The organism is Solidesulfovibrio alcoholivorans DSM 5433 (assembly GCF_000702665.1).
Lineage (GTDB): Bacteria > Desulfobacterota > Desulfovibrionia > Desulfovibrionales > Desulfovibrionaceae > Solidesulfovibrio > Solidesulfovibrio alcoholivorans.
In genome coordinates, this window is record NZ_JNJA01000004.1 from 11,835 (window position 1) to 31,020 (window position 19,186).

At 67.8% G+C, this 19,186-nt stretch carries 18 protein-coding genes and 1 pseudogene; 8 read left to right on the forward strand and 11 right to left on the reverse strand.

The annotated features are described in order from the left end of the window. Positions 1-75: 75 nt before the first annotated feature. On the reverse strand, positions 76-1,854 hold the full coding sequence (locus tag Q368_RS0108470; RefSeq protein WP_043785440.1) for a methyl-accepting chemotaxis protein: 1,779 nt from the start codon (positions 1,852-1,854) through the stop codon (positions 76-78). A 119-nt stretch (positions 1,855-1,973) separates the two neighbouring features. Here Q368_RS0108470 and Q368_RS0108475 point away from each other — a divergent pair, with 119 nt between their 5' ends. Beyond that, a complete protein-coding gene (locus Q368_RS0108475; RefSeq protein ID WP_029458634.1) occupies positions 1,974-2,852 on the forward strand; it encodes an alpha/beta fold hydrolase in 879 nt (292 codons plus the stop codon). A 28-nt stretch (positions 2,853-2,880) separates the two neighbouring features. After that, positions 2,881-3,432, forward strand: coding sequence for an AmmeMemoRadiSam system protein A (amrA, locus tag Q368_RS0108480; RefSeq protein ID WP_029458635.1), 552 nt, complete (start codon positions 2,881-2,883; stop codon positions 3,430-3,432). A gap of 95 nt (positions 3,433-3,527) precedes the next feature. On the opposite strand, the pseudogene Q368_RS0108485 reads toward amrA, so the two are convergent. After that, positions 3,528-4,016: pseudogene (locus Q368_RS0108485) on the reverse strand (N-acetyltransferase family protein); the annotation flags it as partial. Positions 4,017-4,035: 19 nt separating this feature from the next. Next, complete coding sequence (locus Q368_RS0108490; protein ID WP_162179634.1) at positions 4,036-4,920, reverse strand: alpha/beta hydrolase; 885 nt, start codon at positions 4,918-4,920, stop codon at positions 4,036-4,038. Between the two features lie 215 nt (positions 4,921-5,135). Between Q368_RS0108490 and Q368_RS0108495 the strand changes: the two genes are divergently transcribed. Next, positions 5,136-5,579 carry a phosphate-starvation-inducible protein PsiE gene (locus Q368_RS0108495; RefSeq protein WP_029458638.1) on the forward strand — a complete coding sequence of 148 codons (444 nt, stop codon included), beginning with the start codon at positions 5,136-5,138 and terminating at the stop codon, positions 5,577-5,579. Between the two features lie 211 nt (positions 5,580-5,790). Continuing rightward, complete coding sequence (locus Q368_RS23065) at positions 5,791-6,033, forward strand: hypothetical protein (RefSeq protein ID WP_156955669.1); 243 nt, start codon at positions 5,791-5,793, stop codon at positions 6,031-6,033. Positions 6,034-6,108: 75 nt separating this feature from the next. On the opposite strand, the gene Q368_RS0108505 is transcribed toward Q368_RS23065, so the two are convergent. Continuing rightward, on the reverse strand, positions 6,109-6,894 hold the full coding sequence (locus Q368_RS0108505) for a tRNA1(Val) (adenine(37)-N6)-methyltransferase (protein WP_029458639.1): 786 nt from the start codon (positions 6,892-6,894) through the stop codon (positions 6,109-6,111). A 211-nt stretch (positions 6,895-7,105) separates the two neighbouring features. Here Q368_RS0108505 and Q368_RS24465 point away from each other — a divergent pair, with 211 nt between their 5' ends. Next, positions 7,106-7,414, forward strand: a complete 309-nt coding sequence (locus Q368_RS24465; RefSeq protein WP_084158718.1) for a hypothetical protein — start codon at positions 7,106-7,108, stop codon at positions 7,412-7,414. Between the two features lie 69 nt (positions 7,415-7,483). On the opposite strand, the gene Q368_RS0108510 is transcribed toward Q368_RS24465, so the two are convergent. Genes Q368_RS0108510 through Q368_RS0108540 form a run of 7 tightly spaced genes read right to left on the reverse strand, consistent with a single transcriptional unit; the run spans position 7,484 to position 15,822 of the window. Further along, entirely contained in the window at positions 7,484-8,194 is a 711-nt protein-coding gene (locus Q368_RS0108510; RefSeq protein WP_029458640.1) for a TerC family protein, read from the reverse strand. Positions 8,195-8,206: 12 nt separating this feature from the next. Continuing rightward, positions 8,207-9,748 carry a murein biosynthesis integral membrane protein MurJ gene (murJ, locus tag Q368_RS0108515; protein WP_029458642.1) on the reverse strand — a complete coding sequence of 514 codons (1,542 nt, stop codon included), beginning with the start codon at positions 9,746-9,748 and terminating at the stop codon, positions 8,207-8,209. A 13-nt stretch (positions 9,749-9,761) separates the two neighbouring features. Further along, positions 9,762-10,607, reverse strand: coding sequence for a bifunctional DNA-formamidopyrimidine glycosylase/DNA-(apurinic or apyrimidinic site) lyase (gene mutM / locus Q368_RS0108520; RefSeq protein WP_029458643.1), 846 nt, complete (start codon positions 10,605-10,607; stop codon positions 9,762-9,764). Between the two features lie 3 nt (positions 10,608-10,610). Then, entirely contained in the window at positions 10,611-11,900 is a 1,290-nt protein-coding gene (locus Q368_RS0108525; RefSeq protein ID WP_043785446.1) for a ChaN family lipoprotein, read from the reverse strand. Positions 11,901-11,933: 33 nt separating this feature from the next. Further along, the gene (locus tag Q368_RS0108530; protein WP_029458645.1) at positions 11,934-13,199 is read right to left on the reverse strand and encodes a phenylacetate--CoA ligase family protein; all 1,266 of its coding nucleotides are present in this window, start codon (positions 13,197-13,199) and stop codon (positions 11,934-11,936) included. Positions 13,200-13,257: 58 nt separating this feature from the next. Continuing rightward, complete coding sequence (locus Q368_RS0108535) at positions 13,258-14,892, reverse strand: ATP-binding protein (protein ID WP_245611303.1); 1,635 nt, start codon at positions 14,890-14,892, stop codon at positions 13,258-13,260. Positions 14,893-14,913: 21 nt separating this feature from the next. Next, on the reverse strand, positions 14,914-15,822 hold the full coding sequence (locus Q368_RS0108540; RefSeq protein WP_029458647.1) for a tRNA (adenine-N1)-methyltransferase: 909 nt from the start codon (positions 15,820-15,822) through the stop codon (positions 14,914-14,916). A 20-nt stretch (positions 15,823-15,842) separates the two neighbouring features. Between Q368_RS0108540 and Q368_RS0108545 the strand changes: the two genes are divergently transcribed. The 3 genes from Q368_RS0108545 to Q368_RS0108555 are packed head-to-tail and all read left to right on the forward strand — an operon-like array spanning position 15,843 to position 18,975. After that, positions 15,843-16,895 (forward strand): radical SAM protein, encoded by a 1,053-nt coding sequence (locus Q368_RS0108545; protein ID WP_052360082.1) that lies wholly within the window; start codon positions 15,843-15,845, stop codon positions 16,893-16,895. A 57-nt stretch (positions 16,896-16,952) separates the two neighbouring features. Continuing rightward, entirely contained in the window at positions 16,953-18,413 is a 1,461-nt protein-coding gene (locus Q368_RS0108550) for an Rne/Rng family ribonuclease (RefSeq protein ID WP_029458650.1), read from the forward strand. 4 nt (positions 18,414-18,417) lie between these two features. Beyond that, positions 18,418-18,975: an epoxyqueuosine reductase QueH gene (locus Q368_RS0108555; RefSeq protein ID WP_029458651.1), complete on the forward strand. Its 558-nt coding sequence runs from the start codon at positions 18,418-18,420 to the stop codon at positions 18,973-18,975. Positions 18,976-19,186 lie beyond the last annotated feature (211 nt).

Below are 19,186 nucleotides of genomic sequence, written 5' to 3' on the forward strand. Positions count from 1 at the left end.
GCCGCAAGCAGTTGCAAGGAAAAGCCCGGACCACTGCTCGTGATCCGGGCTTTTTTCGGGCGGCGCGGGGCCGGTTCAGCGGGGCAGGGCCTGGGGTGTTTGCCGGCGCAGGCCGTCGATCAGTGAAGCCAGGCTCGCCGCGGACTGCGAAAGCCGGTCGAGTTCCTCCTTGGCGTCATCCATGCCCTGGGCCGTCTCCTCGGACACGAGGCTGATGTCGGCCAGGGCGCGGTTGATCTCGTCGGACGCCGCGGTCTGCTGGTCCGTGGCCGTGGCGATGAGGCCGATCTCTTCCGTGGTCTTCTCGGTCATGGCCACGATCTGGCGCAGGGACTGGCCCGATTTGCCGGCCAGTTCCGTGGTTGCGGCCACGGCGGCCACGGCCGTGTCCATGCCGGCCACGTTTTCCCGCACGGCCCCGTCGATGGCGGTGACGACAGCGGCCACCTCGCCCGTGGCCTGCATGGTTTTTTCGGCGAGTTTCCGGACCTCGTCGGCGACCACGGCGAAGCCGCGCCCGGCGTCGCCGGCGCGGGCCGCCTCGATGGCGGCGTTGAGCGCGAGCAGGTTGGTCTGGTCCGCGATGTCGGAAATGACGCCCATGATGGTCGCAATGCCCTTGGCTCGCTCGCCCAGGGCGTCGAGTCCCGCCTTGAGCCCCTCGGAAAGCTCCCGCACCCGGTCGATGGAGCGCGTCACCTCGTCCGTGGCGGCAAGGCCCTCGTGCGCGCCTTCGCGCGCGGCCTGGGCGCTTGCGGCGGCGCGCCCGGCGTTTTGCGCCACTTCGAGCACCGTGGCGCTCAGTTCCTCCATGGCCGTGGCCGTGGACGTCGTGCGATCGCGCTGCCGCCCTGCGCCGTCGGAGACCAGCGCCACGCGGTCGGTCAGGGCGTTGCCGGCCCGGGCCACCACATCGGCCAGGTCCTCGAGCTGCGTGGCGGCCTCGGCCATGCCTTCGAGCCTGGCCCGCTCGGCCCGGGCTGTGGCTTCTTCGGCCTCGCGGCGGCTTTGCTCCGCTTCGGCGCTTTTGGCCTCGGCCGCTTGTTTTCCCGCTTCGATGTCGCGGAAAAGGCCGCGCAGCTTCTCGGCCATCTCGACCATGACCGCCATGACGCCGCAGTCGTGGCGCAGGGAGGCGCAGACCGTCCGGACGTTTTCGAAACGTCCGGCCGCCACTTCCCGGGCGATGTCGGCCACGGTTTCGGGTTCGCCGCCGAGCTGGCGCAGGATGCCGCGCGAGACGAACCAGGCCGTGCCAGCGCCGATGCACAGGGAGACGGCCAGCAGGAGGTATTGCAGGCGCAGGTCCGAGATCAGGGCGGTGACCACCGCGGCGACCTGGGCGTCCGTTGCCGCGAACTGGTGTTCCTTGAGCGGGTTGATGCGCTTGGCCAGGGCCGTGGTGCGGGTGTCGAAATCCTCCATCAGCACGTTGCCCGCCGCGCGGCCGTCCTTGATGTAGACCTCGGCCATGCGCACGCCGACCGCGTACATGGCATCGAAATCCGAAGCGATGGCCTCGATCTCGCGCCGCAGGGCGTCGTCGCCCCGCGCGCGGGCGACCTCCTTGAATTTGGCCACGCCGTCGCGAAAGCCCTTGGCCGCCTCCTCGGCCTCGCCGAAGCCGTCCTCCTCGCCGGTGGCCGAAACATCGGTGAGGAACTGCTGCACGTCCACGGACGCGAACTGCATGCGCGCCGCCACGTCCGCCATGGGCAGGGTCTCGTCGTGGATGCGCGCCGCCTGCTGGCGCACCGCGCTTAAGGAGGAGGAGAGCAGCAGCGTGCCCGTGGCCATGGCCGCGAGCACCAGTCCGAAGCCCAGACCGAGCCTGGCGGAGATCTTGAGTTTCATGAACGTCGCCTGCCTGTTGTAAGGGGTGTGCCTGCCCGCCGGCGACTGCTTCGATGCGGCTGGCGGATGCCGACGATTATGGATAGGGTTACAAGGAGCGAGAGGTTGCGGTCAAGAACATGGTGAAATTTGTTGCGACAGGCAGGCGCGGCGACGGGGAAGTCAGCGACATCCTCGTGCCGACCGGTGACGGAACGGTGTTCGTGCGGGCCAGGATCGCCCTGGGCCGCGTGCCGGCCGTGGTCTGCCTGCATGGCCTTGGCGACTCCCATCTGGCCTTCGAGGAGGCCTTCGAGACGCGCTATCTGGACGGGGCGAGCATCGTGACCTGGGACATGGCCGGCCATGGCGCAAGCCCGGCCGGCAGTCGCGACTATTCCATGGAGGCCAGCGCCGCGCGGCTGCGCGCCGTCATCGACCACCTGACCGCCGAGTATGGCCTGCGGCCGTCGCCGCTCATTCTCGTCGGCCATTCCGTGGGCGGCATCCCGGCCATTTATTTCTGCCGTGACGCAGCGCCCGGGGAGGTGGGACGCCTCGTCCTGGCCGAGGCGTCCGTGACCCGGTTCGGCTCCTTCGTCACGGCCCATGCCGAGGCGGCCCGGCTGTCGGGCCGGTTTGCGGAATGGTACAAGGAATTTCGCGAGCAGGTGATCTTCCGGGATTACCTGGGGCGCTATCCCTTCTGCCGCCATTACTACGCGTCGTTGCGCTTTTGCGGCGAGGAGGCGTTTTTGCAGACCGTGCTCGCCGTGCGCCGCGCAGCCAAGGCTAGGCCCGGGAAATGGAGCCACGCCGCGGGCGAGGCCCTGCTGCGCCTGTCCCTGCCCGTGGTCTACGCCCATGGCCGGGGACTCGCACCCGAGACACTGACCTTTTTGCAGGAACACGGCATCCCGACGCGCCCCTTTCCCACGGAGTGCCATTTTCTCATGCAGGCCATGACCGGCGAGTTCTACGGCCTGCTTGGCGAATGCTGCCGCGAGGCCAAGGCGTAAGCGCAGCGGAGCGCAAGGAGGGCTGTTTATGGACGCTTTCCGGTTTGTCCTGACGGACCAGGAGAAGGATTACCTCAAGAATATCGTTCGGCTGCGTATCGCGGCGCGCCTGGCCGGGCGCAAGGCGGGCCTGCCCGAGCCGCCTTCGGAGCTGCTGCGCGAACCGTACGGCGCCTTTGTCACGCTGACGCTTCGCGGCCGGCTTCGCGGCTGCATCGGCCACATCGTCGGCGATGCGCCCCTTTTCGAGACCATCGGCGAGATGGCCGAGGCCGCGGCTTTCGGCGATCCGCGCTTTCCGCCGCTGTCGCGCGAGGAATTCGAACATGTCGCCGTGGAGATTTCGGTCCTAAGCCCCCTGACGCCGTGTCCCGACCCCGCGCTCGTGACCGTGGGCCGCCATGGGCTGCTCGTGCGCCGGGGCGGCCGCTCGGGGCTGCTGTTGCCGCAGGTGCCCGTGGAGTGGGGCTGGGACCGCGAGACGTTCCTTGACCAGACCTGCCGCAAGGCCGGCATGGAGCCCGGCTGCTGGCGCGATCCGGCCACGACCTTGTTCTGGTTCGAAGCGGAAGTGTTTTAAGGGGCAGGGGAAGAGGGAGGGGAAGATGCCTCCGACGGCCAGGAGGGGGTCACCCCCTCCTGGACCTCCCGAAAGGGGGAGAAGGGGGGAGCGCGTTAGGGGGCGATGCGTTTGACGAAGAGGACGCGGTCCTCGCCGGGGCCGTCGTAGTCGCTGTGCACGGAGACGGCGCCCGCGAGCGTGTCGCCCGGTTCGATCGTGAAGCCCATGTGCGTGTGGAAGGCGATGGAATTTTTGTTCGCCGGCGAGGTGAGCAGATGCACCTCCTCGCAGCCGCGCCCGCGCACGGCGTCGTAGAAGCGGGCGTAAAGCGAGCGCGCCAGGCCCTTGCGGCGATGCTGCGGATGGACGCCCATGAAATGGACGTAGGCCTGACGCGGGTCGGTCTGGGAAACAAAGCCGATCAGGAAGGCGACGGCCGCGCCCCCTTCTTCGACGACGAAACTCGTGTCGTGGAAGTGCTTGAAAAAAAGGCGCGGCAGCATGTCCGTCATCTTGCGATTTTCTGCCCACCAGGCGTCGAGCACGGCGATGATGTCGGGATAATCCGATTCCCGCGCATGGCGCGTCCGCATGGGCGACTCCTTTTGCGCGCGTGCGCCGTTACGGCAGGGACGGGGCGCGCGTCCCCTGCGCCTGCCCCGGGTCCCGGGCGGGCAGCCGCGACAGGGCCTCGAGGTAGCGCCGCCTGCCGACGAGGAACAGGTCGTTGTGCCCGGCCCCGGGGATGAGGAGCAGCTCCTTGTCCCTGGCCGGGGAGGCGGCGAAAAGCTGCCGCGCCTCGTTTGGGTCGATGAGGTCGTCCGCCGCGCCATGGATGACGAGCGTCGGCCCGGCGTAGCGCCCGATATGCGCGAGGTTGCCGAAGCCGTCGGCCTCGGTGATGCCGTAGCGCCCCGTATCGACGCCGAGCACGCGCAGCAGCGCCAGCGTTCCGGCGAAGCCGCTTTCGATGACGAGCCCGTCGATCTCCTGCGGCCGCGACGCGGCCAGGGCCAAGGCGCAGGCGCTGCCGAGCGAGCGGCCCATGACGAGGATGCGCGGCGAGGCCAGGGCCTGCGCCAGATGCGCCTTCACGAAAGTAAAAGCCGCCAGGGCGTCGCTTTCGAGCGTCGCGGCCTGTGGCACGCCCTGCGAGCTGCCGTAGCCGCGAAATTCTGCCACCGCCAGATTGAGCCCGATGCCGGCGAGCTGCGGCGCAAGCGCGTCGTAGTCCGAGGCGATCTCGCCGTTGCCGTGAAAAAATAGCAGCGTCGGGAACGCCTTGTCGGCGAGGTGCAGGCGCACGTGCAGTGCGACGCCGTCCGGCGCGGCGGCCATGGCGTCCTCCCCGTTGCCCGCCGGGGCGCGGTCCGGGCGGGGATGGAACAGCCGCGCGGCAATCTCCGGCCTGTCCAAGGCTGTCGTATCGGCCATGAGGGCCTCCGGAACAAAAGCCAGAGCCGCGGCCAACAGCACTGCGGCCAGGGGACGCAATTCTTGGCGCATGCAGGCAACCTGCCTGCATGATTGCAAGAAAGCAAGCTGCTTGGCCATGTCGCCGTTTTCCTTCCCGATCACCGAACCGTTGCCGCACCGCCGCCGCCCGTCGCGCAATTATCCGCGTTTCGGCGTTTTCCTTTTTCGCGAAAAAGCTAGGGAGGGGAGGAGTGGAAAAGCGAAACACGGGCCCGGCCCGATGCCGGGCAATGGGAGGAATGGCCATGAAACATTTCGACGCGACGAGCGATTGCCGGTTGGCCATGAGCAGCATTGGCGTCATGCGCCGGATCGTCAGCGCCGTGCTGCTGGTGTTGTCGGGCTTGCTGTTCGTCTTCGGCGCACGCGAGATGGTTTTGCTCGGTATGATCATCGTCATGCCCGCGTCCTGGGACGAGCACGCCTTCTGGGTCCATACCTACAACCTCTTCATGGCGCTGGAATTCGTCTTCATGATCATCAAATACTTTGAGGAAAACTACCACTTCCCCTTGCGCTACATCCTCTATATCGCCGTGACTTCGGTGTGCCGGTCCATGATGGTAGATCACGGCCAGTTGGTGGCCTGCGCCGGAGCCATCGTGCTTTTGGCCATTGCGTATTGCCTGGTGACGGCGCGAAACGCCCTGGCGGCACGGTTTTTACCAGACGAGGCCACTGCGGCCTGAAACGTCGGCGGATTCCTGAAATATGGGCATTTCTTCGAGAACGATTCCTCATATTTGGGAATCACGAACCGGACGCGGGCGTCTCGGCGACTGCGTCCAGGAAAATGCGACGGTTAGCCTTGGTCTTTCTTGGCACGGTTCTGGCTTTATAAAGGGAAACGGTGCAGGGAAAACGCCGCCGGGGGCGGCTGAAACGGCAAGGGGGATGGTCATGAAGCGGTTGCTGTACGTCGTCGTCGTCGCGGCTTTGGGCGCTCTTGTGTACATTTCCGATCCGCCGGGCCTTCCGGCCGAGCAGGGTGTGGCAGGCGGAGAATCCGTCGCCACGGTCGCTTCTTCCCAGAGCGCGGTGGCGCGGCTGGCCGAAGCCGGCATGGCCATGCGCCGTCATCCCGCGCCCGCGCCCGGTGTAAACGACCCGGCGCCGCAACCGGACAAGCTTTTCGGAAAGTAGTGTGCGCTCCGGCAAGTCCGGCGCGGGTGCGGCCGCGTCGGCAGCCGCAGGGGACGTCCCATGGGCGTCCCTTTTTTATGGTCCGGCCGGGGGCGCGGCCTTGGCGTTGCAGGCGAGAAACGGGCAGAAACGCAGGGCCGCCCCGGTCAGGCGCGTCGCCTCGCCCGTACCTTCGTAGAGCGCAAGCGGCGGATCCAGGCGTAGGCCGGGTTTGCCGCCGCGGCGAGCGAGCAGGAGGAGCTGCCGGGCCGGGGTTTCGCGACGCGCGGCCACGGGCAGGAGGCGTTTGACTTCCAGGCCGGCCGCGCCGAGCGTGGCTACGATGTGTGTGAGGCGCTCGGCCAGGTGAACAAGTGCCAGCGCGCCGCCGGTGCGCAGGGCGTAGGCGGCCGCGGCGGCAAAGGCGGGCAGCCCGCCGTCGGTCGCAAACCGGGCCGCGTCGCGGCCCGGTGTCGCGGCGCGCCTCCCCGAGCCAGGGTCGCGGTAGGGCGGATTGGCCAGGACGAGGTCGAAACCCTGGGCCGGAACGAGGGGCGCGGCGCGGATGTCGCGGACGTTGCAAAGGGCGACCGCAAAACGCGCATCGAAGCCCAGACTTGCCGCATTGGCGTTTGCCGCCGCGATCATGGCCGGGTCCTTGTCCAGGCCGAGCACGGTCGTTGCCGTGTCGTTTCGGGCTAGCAGCAGCCCCAGTCCCGCCGGGCCGCAGCCCGTGCCAAGGTCGAGGACCCGCTCGCCCGGAAGCGTGGCGGCGAAGCTGGCCAGAAGGAGCGCGTCCGCGCCGAAGCGGAACCCCTCCGGGGGCTGGCGCAGGCCGCGCGGGAACAGGCGTCTGGCGTCGTCAATCGAAGCGGCGTCCATGGACTCTCCTTGCGCGCGCCGCTGGCGCGGCGCGAGCCGGCTGCGATTTTATCATGGGAAAACAAGGCTGTTGCGGCTCGGTTGTTGCATTGTCTGCCCGCACATTCCCCCGCCGGCCGGCTCGCGCCGGGCACGGTCCCGCGTTGGAAATCCGTTGTGTTTTCCGCGCGGGGATGGGATACGGAATGTAACGCCACAAAAGGAGGGGAGCATGCGAACGACGTTGCGCTGGGCCATGATTGTGTGCATCGTGTTGGTCGCCAATCTGGTCGTGGCGGACATGTGCGCTTTCGCCCAATGTCCGCCGGGCACGCACTGGTCGAACAAGTACTGGCAATGTATGCCGAACAGGAGGATGCCGCCTCCGCCGCCGCCACCCCCGCCGCTGCCGCCGCAGGGCAGAGGACACGGGTGCAACAGAAGCTACCAGAACTGCATGATGGTGTGCGCCGGCGTGCCGCAGTGCATAAATAACTGCAACGTCGGTTACAACGTCTGCCGGCAACAGCGCGGCTGGTAGCGTTTCTTCGCTGCGGCGACGCTCTTTCCGCAAACGGCCGTCGGGGTGAACGCCCCGGCGGCCGTTTGGTTATCGCTCCTGGGTCTTGCGCGCCCGCATGTTGAGCAGTTCCACCAGCAGGGAGAAGGCCATGGCGAAGTAGATGTAGCCCCGGTCGATGTGCCGGCCCAGGCCCTCGGCGACCAGGAACACGCCGATGAGGATGAGAAAGGACAGGGCGAGCATCTGCACCGTGGGATGGCGCGACACGAAGTGGCTGATGGGGTCCGCGAAAGCCATCATGACCAGCACCGCCGCAATGACCGCCGCGACCATGACGACGATGTTGCCGGACATGCCCACGGCCGTGATGACCGAGTCCAGGGAAAAGACGATGTCGAGCAGCGCGATCTGCGTCACGGCCGCGCCGAAGCCCCGGACTTTCTTGATGTGGGGCTCGCCGTCGCGCGGCGGCTCGATTTTCTCGTGAATCTCGAAGGTCGATTTGGCGATGAGGAAGAGTCCGCCCGCCAGCAGCACGATGTCGCGGCCCGTGACCACGTGGCCGAGGATGGAAAAAAGCGGCGCGGTCAGGCCCATGATCCAGGTGATGCCGAGCAGCAGCGCGATGCGCGTGCCCATGGCGAGCAGCAGGCCGATCTTGCGCGCCCTGGACTGCATTTCGGCCGGCAGGGCGTTGGAAATGATGGCGATGAAGACGATGTTGTCGATGCCAAGGACGATTTCCAGGGCGGAAAGCGTCAGGAAGGCGATCAGGTTTTCCACGGTGAAAAGTGCCATGGCGATGCTCCGTTAGGCGGTTTTGCCGCGCCGCAGCCGCCGGCGCACGAAATCCGTCAGCAGTCTGGCTTCCTCGACGCGAAATAACGAGGCCGCGCCCATGTAGGCCACGGCCCACAGCACGATGCCCGCCAGGGACAGGTACGGCCGGCCGGAGGTGGCGTATGCGCCCGCGCCCACGCCACAACTCAATATTGTGCCGATGACCGTGGTGCGGCCGGGGCGAAACCACGAACCGCCAAGTTTTTTACGCAGGACCACGCCGAGCACGGCCACGTTGACCCAGGAGGAGACGGACGTTGCCAGGGCGAGGCCCACGTGGGCCATGGAGCCCATGAGCGCCCAGCCGGTCGCGACGTAGACCACGAGGCACAGCGCGGCGGTGATGGCCGGGGTGCGGGTGTCGGCCAGGGCGAAATAGGCGGAATAGAGCGGCCGCACGCAGGCGAAGGCGGGAAGCCCCACGCCATAGGCGACAAGCGCCGCGGCCGTGGCGGCCACGGCGTGCTCGCCGAACGCGCCCCGGCCGAAGAGCACGCGCACCATGGGGTCGGCCAGGGCGATGAGCCCGGCCGCGGCCGGCAGGCAGATGAAAAGCGTCAGGCGCAGCGAGGCGTTGAGCGTATCGGTGAATTCACCGGTCTTGCCCGACGAGGCGAGCTTGGACAGGCTCGGCAAGGCCACGGTGCCCACGGCCACGCCGAAGACGCCCAGCGGAAACTGCACGAGCCGGTCGGCGTAGTAGAGGTAGGAGATGCTGCCGGTTTGCAGGTAGGAGGCGAGCAGCGTCCCGAGCACGATGTTGAGCTGGTAGACGGCCGCGCCGAAGGCCGTGGGCAGCATGAGCAGGCCCATGCGCACGACGCCCTTGTCGCGAAGGCTGAAGGGGCCGCGCCAGGTGAAGCCGAATTTGCGCATCTGCGGCTGCTGCATGAAGACCTGGCCCAGGCCGCCGATGACCACGGCCCAGGCGAGCGTGTGGGGGACGTCGAGGTGAAAGAGCCAGGCCACGCCCGCGCCGGCGATGATGATGGTGTTGAGCTCCGAGGTCGCCAGCGCCGGGGCCAGGAAGTGGCCGAAGGAATTGAGCACGCCCATGCACAGCGCCACGGCCGAGATCTCGATGATGTAGGGGAAGACGATGCGCGTGAGCTCGACCGTGAGGTCGAACAGTTTGGGGTCATCGGTGAACCCCGGGGTGATGAGCGCGGTCAGGGGCCGGGCGAAGACGATGGCGAGCGTGGTGAGGACGCCGAGGATGATGAGCAGCCAGACCATGGCCGCGCGGGGCATGGCGAAGGCGCGCGCGTCGCCTTCCTCCTCGCGCAGCTTGGTGAAGACCGGCACGAAGGCCATGGTCATGGAGCCCTCGGCGAACAGCCGGCGCATCATGTTGGGCAGGCGGTAGGCCACGTAGAAGGCGTCGGCGGCGATGCCGGCGCCGAGCACGTAGGCCAGGATCATGTCCCGGAAAAATCCGAGGATGCGGGAAAGTAGCGTCGCGCCGCCGACGATGGAGGCGTCCTTGGCGATCTGTCTTACGTGTTGCGACATGGGGAGGGAGTACTCACTTTTGGCAGCGGGGGCAAAAGGTCGAGGTCCGGCCGGCCACCTTGATGGAGACGAGGGTCCGCCCGCAGGCGGGACAGGGCTCGCCGGCCTTGCCGTAGACGGAAAATTCGTTCTGGAAGCCGCCCTCGACCCCGTCCGGCGTGCGGTAGTCGCGGATGGTGCTGCCCCCGGCGGCGATGGCCCGGGCGAGCACGGCCTGGATGGCGGCGAGGAGCGCTTCGCGTTTTTTCGGGGCGACGGCGCGGCAGGGCGTTTCGGGATGGATGCCGGCGGCGAAAAGCGACTCGTCGGCGTAGATGTTGCCGATGCCGGCAATAAGCGTCTGGTCGAGCAGCGCGGCCTTGATGCGCGTGCCGCGGCGACGAAGCGCCGCGTCAAACGCCTCGGGCGTCATGTCCCAGGGCTCGGGGCCGAGGGAGGCGTAGAAATCCCAGCCCGCCAGGGCCTCGGGAAAAAGCGCCCGGGCCGTGCCGAAGCGTCGCAGGTCGGAAAAAACCAGCGTGCTGTCATCCGAGAGCCGCACGAGCAGCCGCGCCCGCTCGGGAACCGGGGCGGCGGCCTTGGCGATGTGGAAGCGGCCCGTCATGCGCAGGTGGAAGGCCAGCAGCGCGGGCGACGCGTCCGGGGCTTCGGGGAGTGGCGACAGGTTGACGAACAGGAGCTTGGCCCGGCGCGTGACCGCGGTAATGGTGCGGCCGGTTGCGATTTTGGCGAAGGCGGCCCTGGTGCGCGGCCCGGCGAGCACCGTGGGGTCGGGCGCGTCCACGCCGAGAATGGTGCGCCCGACGAGGCCCGGCGCAAGGGCGCGGGCGATGGTTTCCACCTCGGGCAGCTCGGGCATGGGTTATTTCCCGGGCGAGGCCGGCGCGCCAAGGGGGATGGAAATATCCAGGGTCTCGCCGGCGCGGGAGACGGTCAGGCGCAACGGTTCGCCGGCCTTGGCCGCCTCGATGGCCGCGGTATGGAGCGTGGGGAGGCCCGTCGCCGCGTGCGTTCCCGCGGCGGTGACGGCGTCGCCGGCGAGCAGGCCCGCCCTGGCGGCGGGGGAGTCCGGGGCCACGGCAGTCACGAGGAGCCCGGCGTCGGGGCGGCCCTGTCCCGGGGCTTCGTGGGAAAGGGTCATGCCGAGCCGGCTTTTGTGCATGGCCGGGCAGGCGTAGAAAAATCCGGCCAGGGCCGCGTCCGGGGCGTCGCCGCCGCGGTGGGGCATGACCGTGACGATGCGCGCCTTGGGATCGTAGGCGGCAAGCCGCCTGGCGATGCCCCAGCCGCGCTCCACGTGGCCGCCGCCGGCGATGACGACCACGGGCCGGCCGGTGACGGCGCGGGCGTAGAGGGCGCGCTGCGCCATCTGCGTGTCCCACAGGCTTTGCACGGTGACGAAATCGGCGAAGCGGTCGCGCCCGGCGTCCGTTTGCGGCATAGCCGACTTGCGGCCCTCGGTCATGGCCGCTTTGGCGGCCTTTTCGAACATGGCGCTGTGGCTGGCGAAGAGTTCGCGCAACTCTTCCACCTGGGCCGGGTCCGGCGGCAGGAGTTGCCCGGGCAGCGTGGCGCGCTGCGCCGGGGGCAGGGCGTCGAGGCCCGTGCGGCCGACCGTGCGCGCCAGTCCCTGAGGGGCGTTTAAAGCGAAGACGGGGAGGCGGTATTCCCGGGCGGCCTCGAAAATCGGCGCGTAGAGCGCGAAGGGGTAGCCCCAGGTGTGTTGCCAGTCGAGCGCCCTGGGCAGGTCGGCCACGGCCAGCTTGCCGGCATGGAAGGCGTCGAGCGCCGGTTGCCGGTCGGCCGGGATCATCTCGAAGCCGACGGCCGGACGCACGCCGGCGGCGGCCAGGCGGCGCACGACGGCGGCCTGCGCCTCGTGGTCGCAGGGGTTGGGGTGCTCCTCGCCAAGGAGAATGTAGTCGGCGCGGGCGAAGTCGGCGGCAAACGCGGCCGGGGAAAGCGGCGCGCCCGAGGCGGCAAGGAGCGTCTCGGGGGAAACGGGCGCGGCCGCGTCGTGGGGCGTCTTCCCGGCGCAGCCGGGTAGCGTCGGCGCGAGCAGGGCGGCCAAAGCGAATGCGGCCAGGGCGCGGGAAATCTCCCGGCCCCGGCCGCGGCGGGTCGCGGCGCGTGTGCGGTGCGGCGCGTGCATAGGCGTTTTACGACGTGGCGGCAGGCGAGCCGGCTAGTCCCACTTGCGCTTGTCCTCGATGGGCCGGATCTGCGGCGGCAGGGTGCCGGGCGCGACCACCGTGAGGCTCGGGCGCAGCTTGATCTTCTCGCGGAACTTGTGCAGCAGGTCTTCCTCGCGCTTGAAGTTGGAGGCCTCGACGATGAGGTTCATCTCGTCGATGCCGCCGGGGTTGGTGACCTCGATCTGCCAGCGCTTGATCTCCTCGAAGCGGGTGATGACTTGCTCGACCTGATGCGGGTAGACGAACATGCCCTTGATGCGGGCGGTGGTGTCCACGCGGCCGACGATGGAGCCCAGGCGCGGCGAGGTGCGGCCGCACGGGCAGGGCGCGCGCTCGATGTAGGACAGGTCGCCGGTGGCCAGGCGGATCAGCGGATAGGTCTTGTTGAAGGCCGTGACCACGATCTCGCCCACCTCGCCGTCCTTGAGGGGAATGCCCGTGTCAGGGTGGCAGATCTCGACGAAGGCGCGGTTGGCGATGTGCAGGCCGGTCTTGTGGAAGCATTCGTAGCCCACGCAGCCGACGTCCGCCGTGCCGTAGCCCTGGCGCATGATGATGTCGAACTTCTTCTCCAGGTTGGCGCGCAGCTTCTCGGAGAATTTCTCGCCCGTGACGAAGGCCACTTCCATGTACAGGTCTTTGCGCAGATTGAGCCCCATCTCCTCGCCCTTCTGGGCCAGGTGCATGAGGTAGCTCGGCGTGCCGACGTAGCCCGTGGCGCGCAGCTTCTGCATGATCTCGAGCTGGGTGGCGGAGTTGCCGGGGCCGGCGGGCATCACGGCGCAGCCCAGGTTCTTGAGCGGCTCCTCGAACATGAGGCCGGCCGGGGTCAGATGATAGTTGAAGGTCACCTGCACGAGGTCGCCGGAGCGGAAGCCGCAGGCGTAAAAGCCCTCGGTCCAGCCCCAGTAGTCGTCCTCGCGGTCCTCGGGGTCGAAGATGGGGCCGGGGGACAGGAAGATGCGGCGCAGTTCGCCCATGTCCTTGGTCAAAAGCCCTCCCAGGCGCGGTCCCATGGACTGGAGAAAGATCAGTTCTTTCTTCTTGAGGATGGGAATGTGCTTGAGGTCCGAGAGGGTCTTGAATTTGGAAGCCTGGAACTGGGCCCGGTCGAAGCGTTTCTTGACGTCCTCGGAATACCGGTAGGCGTAGGACAGCAGATCCTTGATCTGGATCTGGTAGTACTGCCGGCGTTCGGATTCGTCGAGCACTTCCCGGCGGGAATAGATGCCCTCGGTTCGGTCCTTACGGGTCATGACGGGTCTCTCCTTTGGAGGCAAAATCCCGTGGCGGGAAAAAGAGAGGCTTTATAGCCTAGGCTTGTTCGGATTTCAAGTTGCTTGTGGAGCGGCTCCGCGCAAGGGCTTGGGAGACGGCATCCAGGAGCCGTTGCCGGGTGACGGGCTTGAGGATGTGCCCGCTTATGCCCGCGGCGCGCCATTTCTCGTGCTCTTCTGCCGAGGTCGCCGTGGACAGGCCGAGGATGGGAACGTCCGCCGGGGTCGCGGCGCCCGCGCCCGCGCGGATGCGCCCGGCCAATTCCAGGCCGCCGCCCTCGGGCAGTTGCATGTCCATGAGCACCATGTCCACGCGCGAACCGGCGAGGACGTCGAGCAGCTTGAGGGCGGAGTCGGCCACGAGCGCCACGTAGCCCTGGTCTTCCAGGATGCTGCGCATGAGCAGCTGGCTTACGGGTTCGTCCTCGGCGCAGGCGATGACCGCGCCCTGGCAGGCGAAGAACGTGGGCCGGACCGGTTCGGACAGGCGCAGCTGGGCGGTGAAGGTGAATTCGCTGCCTTCCCCGGGGGCGCTGGCGAGGCTCAATCTTCCGCCCATCTTTTCGACGATTTCCTTGGAAATGGACAGTCCGAGTCCTGTGGCGGCGTGGCGTTTGTTCAGGAAATTCTCGCCGATGGCGAAACGTTCGAAAATGAGCTGCTGCTTTTCCGCAGGGATGCCGACGCCGGTGTCGCGCACGCGGCAGCGCAGGGCGACGTCTTCTTGCCCCTTTGGCGACGCGTCCCGGGCGATGTGGACGCGCACCGAGCCCTCCTGGGTGAATTTGACGGCGTTGCCGATGAGGTTGAGCAGCACTTGGCGCAGCCGGGCGAGGTCGCCGGAGAGGGCGTCCGGGACGTCGTCGTCGACGGTGGCGGAAAATGTAAGCCCCCGGCGCGCGGCATCCTCGGCGCAGGCGGAAAAAAGCGGGGCCAGACCCCGGCGCAGGAAAAACGGCTCGTCGGCCAGCTCCAGCCGCCCTGTGGCGATGTTGTTCATCTCCAGCAGGTCGTTGACCACGCCGAGGAGCTGGTTGGAGGCGTCCATGGCCAGTTCCAGGAACTGGCGCTGGCGGTCGGGCAGCTCGCCCTGGAGCAGCAGCGACAGCATGCCCATGATGCCGTTTAGGGGCGTGCGCAACTCATGGCTCATGTTGGCGAGGAAAGTCTCTTTGACCGCGCCGGCCGCGGCGGCCGTGCCGGCGAAGGCGGCGAATTCCCGGTAGAAGTTTTTGAGCAGTCCGTGGCGGTCGGCGGGCACGCAGGGCAGCACGGCCAGGGCGGCGTCCGCGGCCATGGAGCGCTGCGCAAGCGCCTGCCGCTCCTGCGGGGTCTTGAAATAGGGGCCGATGGTCAACAGGCCCGTGCGCCCCTGGCCGAGGGGCAGGGCGAAGCGGCGCACGGTCAGGCCCAGGGGGCAGAGGACCGTCGGCGCGCTCCCGTCCATGGGCAGCGCCGCCTCCTCATGCAGCAGGGGACAAGGGCCGTGCTCGGCGAATTCCCGGTGCAGGACGATGTGGGCCTCGCGCCCGGGATCGGGCCAGGCCGGCGCGTCAAGCGAGGTCTGCACCGCCGTCGGCACGCCGAGCAGAAGCGTCAGGGGGTCGAGCAGGCGCTTGAGCGCGCGAGGGGCTTCGGCGTTGAACGCACGATGGGGCATGGTAGTAAGCATTAGCCCTTGCCCTGGCCGAGGTCAATCGGCGGGTTCTTTTTCGTGCGTCGTTTCCGAATCGTCCGGGGCGTCGCACTCCGGGATGACCAGACCCGCCGGCGCCGGCGGCAGCGGAGCGGGGCGGCGGTAGACGTCCGTGCCGGCGTGGCGGGCGAAGACCAGGAACCCCGTATGCGCGACCATGCGGTCCTCGGGGCGCAGGCGCTCGGGCACGGGCTTGTAGCGGCGCACCAGGATCTCGAGCACCTCGACGTCCTCGAAGGGCGACGATTCCAGGGCCGCCAACAGTTCGCTGATCTGGTTGACCGTGGGCAGCAGAAATCCCACCGGCGCACCCGGCCGCACCACCACGGCGGCCCCGTCCAGGTAGTCCCAGGGCGTGCGCACGTCGAGGAAGAGCGCGTCGGCACCGGTCGGGTCGGTTGCGGGGTCGCCGGGAATGCGGCATTCTGGAATAAAGCCCGTGGCGATATCGTGATGGAAGCGGCTGACCTGGCCCGACAGGCCCACGGCGTCGAGATTTTCCCCGGACAGGTCGTAGAATTCCTGCCGCCGCTCGAAGGTGTAGACCCGGCCCGTCTCGCCCACATGCCAGGCCAGGGCCAGCGTCAACCCCCCGGAGCCGCTGCCGGCTTCCACGACCCGCACGCCAGGGCCGATGCCGAGCTTGAGCAGGATATAGCCGATTTCCTTGGGGTACATGATCTGGGTCGAGCGCTTGACGCCCTTGACCAGGTCGTAGGTGGAGGGGCGCAGGATGCGGAAGGCGTGGCCGAGGTGCGTGGTCACCGCGCCGCCGCAGCCGGCCTGGGCCACGTCGGCGAAGCGGATCATGCCTTCCTGGGTGTGCAGCACGAGGTCCGGCTCGAAACGCCGCAGATATCGCTTGCCCTTGGGAGAGACCAGAAGTATCAAATCGCCCTGTTTCACGGTATGCTCCGGTTCGCTTGATGACGGCCCTTGTCCCCGCGCGGGGCCGGCCTGTCAAGCCGCTGCGACGCGACAAGGAGGATCGCGCCACGGACGCCCTACGCTATGTTTTCGGTCCCGTTGCCTCGGGCCGCCTCGGATTGTCGCTGGGTCTCGACCTGCTCGGCGCAAGGATTTGCACGTTCGACTGCCTGTACTGCGAGGCCGGTCCGACCGATGCGCTGACCGTGGCCCGCAAGCCCTACGTCCCGGCGGCGAAGATCCTCGCGGAGCTTGCGGACTGGAAGGCCGACGGCAACGATGCCCCCGACGTCGTCACGCTGGGCGGGCTCGGCGAGCCGACGCTCAACAGCGAATGCGACGCCGTCATCGCCGGAGCCAAGGAAATTTTTCCCGACGTCCCCGTGGCCGTGCTGACCAATTCGAGCCTGCTGTCCGACCCGGACGTGCGGGCCGCGTGCAATCTGGCCGACATCGTCCTGCCGTCCATGGACACATTGGTAACGGCCGAATACGCGCGCCTCAACCGCCCCCACGCAGCCGTGGGCCTGGACGCGCTGCGTCAGGGCCTGCTCGATTTTCGCGCCGGCTACCAGGGGTCCCTATTTCTTGAAGTGCTGCTCGCTGCCGGCGTCAACGATTCCGAGGAGAACCTCGAAGCGTTGCGGACGTTTTGCCGGGAGCTTGCCCCCACCCGGGTCGATGTCGTCACCCTCTCGCGCCCGGGAGCCCATGCCGGGGCCACGGCCGTTTCCAAGGCCGTGCTGGCCCGGTTTCGCGAGGCCCTTTGTCCCGCCGCGCAATCTCTTGTCGCGGCAGCGGATGGCCGGGATGCTTCGCGGACGTCCGGGACGGGCGAGGGCCATGGCCCCGCCGCCCTGGCGGCCCGCCGGCCGGACGCCCTCGCCGCGGCCATTGCCGCCTCGGTGCGTCGTCGCCCCCAGACGGTCGCCGTGTTGGCCGCCGCCCTGGGGCAACCCCGTGATGCCGTGCAGGCGGCCCTCGACGCCCTGGAACAGGGCGGCGCGGTGCGCCGGCGGCAGGAAGGACGGGAAATTTTCTATTCCGGCTAGCCGGAAAACACTTTTCGCCCCGGCGCGACCGCGCCGGCGGCAGGGAGCTTTTTGCCCATGAGCAGAGGAAACAAACGCAAACAGAAGATGTTCATCAGCGTGCTGCCCGGAGAGCAGGTCGAAGTGGCCGTGGCCGAAGACGGCATGCTGATCGAATACTACGTGGAGATGGTCCACCAGGCCAAGACGCGGGGCCATATCTACAAGGGCAAGATCCATAATATCGATCCCGCCCTTCAGGCCGCGTTCATAAATTACGGCGCGGAACGCAACGGCTTTTTGCAGATCGACGAGGTCCATCCCGAATATTACCAGGTCGTCCACACCGGCGAGCGCCGCCCCAAATATCCGCCCATCCAGAAGGCGCTCAAAAAGGGCCAGGAGCTGCTCGTCCAGGTCGTCAAGGAACCCACGGGCCACAAGGGCGCGTTCCTGACCACCTACCTGTCGCTGCCGGGCCGCTATTTCGTGCTCACCCCGGGCCGCGAGCAGCGCGGCGTGTCGCGCAAGATCGAGGACGAGACCGAGCGCAAGCGCCTCAAGGAGGCCATTTCCGGGCTCAAGCTCGACGAGGGCCTCGGCATCATCGTGCGCACCGCCGCCCTGTCCCAGTCCAAGACGTCGCTCGAGCGCGACCTCTCCTACCTCAAGCGCCTGTGGAAGGACGTGCGCCAGCGCGGCACCACCGCCGACAACCCGAGCCTGATCTACCAGGAGCTTGATCTCTCCTCCCGGGCCGTGCGCGACTACCTCACCGACGAAGTGGGCGAAATCTGGGTGGACGAGCCCGAAACGGCCGACCGCGTGGCCGAAATGGCCGCGCTGGTCTATCCGCGCCGCCCCGGCATCGTCAAACAGCACACGGACATGGACGTGCCCCTTTGGGACCGCTTCAACCTGCGCAAGCAGATCGAGCAGCTCTACGGCCGCGAGGTGACCCTGCCGAGCGGAGGCGTGCTGGTCTTCGACCACGCCGAGGCCCTGACCGCCGTGGACATCAACTCCGGCAAGATCGGCGGCGAATCGAATTTCCGCGAGATGGCGCTCAAGACCAATGTCGAGGCGGCCGAGGAAGCGGCGCGCCAGCTGCGCCTGCGCGACATCGGCGGCCAGGTGGTCATCGACTTCATCGAGATGAAGGACCGCAAGCACGTGGCCGAGGTGGAAAAGACCCTGCGCGCGGCGTTTAAAAACGACCGGGCGCGCACGGACGTGGGCCGCATTTCGCGCTTCGGGCTGCTCGAAATCGTGCGCCAGCGCCTGGGCTCCTCGGCCCTTTCCATCACCTCCGAGCCCTGCCCCTTCTGCCGGGGTTCGGGACAGCGCCGCAACCACGAATGGCAGGCGCTGACCGTGCTCAAGGACATCTACCGCCAGATGCGTAAGGATTCCGGCCAGGAGACCGTCACGGCCAGGGTGGGCGAGGAACTGGCCCTGTACCTGCTCAACCACAAGCGGACCCGGCTTACGGCCATGGAAGAGGAATTCAAGAAGACGATCGTCATCGCTCCGCTGTAGCGCCATGGGCAAACGGATTCTGCTGCATATCTGCTGCGGTCCCTGCGCCATCGCGCCCATCCTGCGCCTCAAGGAGGCCGGCTGCACGGTCATTGGGCTTTTTTTCAACCCCAACGTCCAGCCGGCCATGGAATACGTCCGGCGGCGCGAGGGCGCGGCCAAGGTGGGCGGCATTCTGGACGTGGACGTGCGCTTCGACGCCTACGATCCGCTGCCGCACATGCGCCGCTCCCTGGCCGATCCGGCAGGGCGCTGCGCCCCGTGCTGGGAGGAGCGCCTTGATCGGGCCGCGGCCACGGCGGCTGCGCTCGGCTGCGACGCCTTCTCCTCGTCGCTGCTCTACAGCAAATACCAGGACCACGCCCTGCTTGCTTCCCTCGGCGAAGCCCGGGCCGCGGCCCACGGCATTCCATTCCACTACCAGGATTTCCGCGTCCACTGGGACGAGGGCGTGGCCTTGTCGCGCCAGTGGGAAATCTACCGCCAGCCGTACTGCGGCTGCGTGCTGAGCGAACTCGACCGCTACGCCAAGAAACTGCGCCAACCCCCGGGAGTGGGGTAGGGCAGCGCGGGAAGCGGGAAGAAGAAAAAGGGAAGAAGGAAGAATGCCTCCGGCGGCCAGGAGGGGCCGAGGGCCCCTCCTGGACCACCCCGAAAGGGGGGAAGGTGGTCTTGCTTTTGTGGATTCCCTTTGATTCTAATCCCCTGAGCGTGGATCCGAGGGCGCAATCATCACGCACTCCAATCGCTAAGGGAGTCCAGGGGGCGGCAGC

Coding starts and splice junctions, on each gene's coding strand:
- Q368_RS0108470 (WP_043785440.1), bottom strand. CDS start 1,854: ATGAAACTCAAGATCTCCGCCAGGCTCGGTCTGGGCTTCGGACTGGTG.
- Q368_RS0108475 (WP_029458634.1), top strand. CDS start 1,974: ATGGTGAAATTTGTTGCGACAGGCAGGCGCGGCGACGGGGAAGTCAGC.
- amrA (WP_029458635.1), top strand. CDS start 2,881: ATGGACGCTTTCCGGTTTGTCCTGACGGACCAGGAGAAGGATTACCTC.
- Q368_RS0108490 (WP_162179634.1), bottom strand. CDS start 4,920: ATGCGCCAAGAATTGCGTCCCCTGGCCGCAGTGCTGTTGGCCGCGGCT.
- Q368_RS0108495 (WP_029458638.1), top strand. CDS start 5,136: ATGAAACATTTCGACGCGACGAGCGATTGCCGGTTGGCCATGAGCAGC.
- Q368_RS23065 (WP_156955669.1), top strand. CDS start 5,791: ATGAAGCGGTTGCTGTACGTCGTCGTCGTCGCGGCTTTGGGCGCTCTT.
- Q368_RS0108505 (WP_029458639.1), bottom strand. CDS start 6,894: ATGGACGCCGCTTCGATTGACGACGCCAGACGCCTGTTCCCGCGCGGC.
- Q368_RS24465 (WP_084158718.1), top strand. CDS start 7,106: ATGCGAACGACGTTGCGCTGGGCCATGATTGTGTGCATCGTGTTGGTC.
- Q368_RS0108510 (WP_029458640.1), bottom strand. CDS start 8,194: ATGGCACTTTTCACCGTGGAAAACCTGATCGCCTTCCTGACGCTTTCC.
- murJ (WP_029458642.1), bottom strand. CDS start 9,748: ATGTCGCAACACGTAAGACAGATCGCCAAGGACGCCTCCATCGTCGGC.
- mutM (WP_029458643.1), bottom strand. CDS start 10,607: ATGCCCGAGCTGCCCGAGGTGGAAACCATCGCCCGCGCCCTTGCGCCG.
- Q368_RS0108525 (WP_043785446.1), bottom strand. CDS start 11,900: ATGCACGCGCCGCACCGCACACGCGCCGCGACCCGCCGCGGCCGGGGC.
- Q368_RS0108530 (WP_029458645.1), bottom strand. CDS start 13,199: ATGACCCGTAAGGACCGAACCGAGGGCATCTATTCCCGCCGGGAAGTG.
- Q368_RS0108535 (WP_245611303.1), bottom strand. CDS start 14,892: ATGCTTACTACCATGCCCCATCGTGCGTTCAACGCCGAAGCCCCTCGC.
- Q368_RS0108545 (WP_052360082.1), top strand. CDS start 15,843: ATGACGGCCCTTGTCCCCGCGCGGGGCCGGCCTGTCAAGCCGCTGCGA.
- Q368_RS0108550 (WP_029458650.1), top strand. CDS start 16,953: ATGAGCAGAGGAAACAAACGCAAACAGAAGATGTTCATCAGCGTGCTG.
- Q368_RS0108555 (WP_029458651.1), top strand. CDS start 18,418: ATGGGCAAACGGATTCTGCTGCATATCTGCTGCGGTCCCTGCGCCATC.